The organism is Paraburkholderia elongata, from assembly GCF_013177735.1.
GTDB classification, from domain to species: Bacteria; Pseudomonadota; Gammaproteobacteria; order Burkholderiales; family Burkholderiaceae; genus Paraburkholderia; species Paraburkholderia elongata.
On record NZ_WOEZ01000113.1, the window covers coordinates 1 to 886 of the forward strand.

Here is an 886-nt window from a genome sequence, read left to right on the forward strand (position 1 = left end):
ACATCGCGGGGCGCGGCTTTACGCTCACCGATTGCATTGCATTCCTTCAGCAGCATGGTCTCGACGTCAGGACACTGACCGCCGCGGTCGACGACTTGAGCCGCATACAACCCGATTATGCGATCGACGCCCGCGGCTACTTCGCGCTGTTTCCGTGGGAGCGCCAGGCCTACACCGAGCGTTATCGCGAGGACTGGGAGCGCGTCGAAGCGGGGGCCGCCCAAGCGGGCGCCGCGCCCGCCATGGCCGACGATCACGAATACGCCACCTACGCGATCGACCTCGACGGCATTCTGCTGCCCGACGTGCCGCTCGCGCGCTACGACGAAGATCTGGCCGCGGCGCTCGCCGAACGCGACGCGCTGCTGCCGTTCGAGGTGCTGCCCGGAATCGATCTGCAACGCGTGCGTACGATCATCACCGGCAGGCCGGAACTGGATCGCGCGCGCACCGAAGCGTGGCTCGCGCGGCACGGCTTCGGCCATATGCAACTGGTGATGCGCTCGCCCGGCACGCACGACGAAAGTGCCGCCGGCGCCGCCGCTCACAAGGCCGCCGCGGCGTTGCGCGGTGGAGTCACGCATTTTGTCGAAAGCGATCCGGTGCAGGCGCTGCTGATTGCTCAGCAGGCGCCGTTGCTGCGCGTGATCTGGTGGGACGCACTCACGCAAACGGGGATGCTGGTCGGGGCGCGCGCGTGGACGTGAAAGCGTGGGCGTCTGCGCGTGAAACCGAGTGCGCGCACCTTGGCGCATAGGCCCTAGGAGTCTGCGCGGCAGACGAGTTTTGAGCTGACAGCGGGGACGCTGCGGCGTCCGGCATCGCGACCGCTTTCGGTTTGGCGCGCCCACCTACCAAAGAATGGCTTGGTCGACGACGAAATTGC

1 protein-coding gene is annotated in these 886 nt (G+C 67.2%); it reads left to right on the forward strand.

Going from position 1 to position 886, the window contains the following annotated elements:
• Nucleotides 1-707 (forward strand): phosphoribosyltransferase (locus tag GNZ13_RS21315; protein ID WP_172167839.1); only part of this gene is annotated, 707 nt, incomplete at its 5' end.
• Nucleotides 708-886 lie beyond the last annotated feature (179 nt).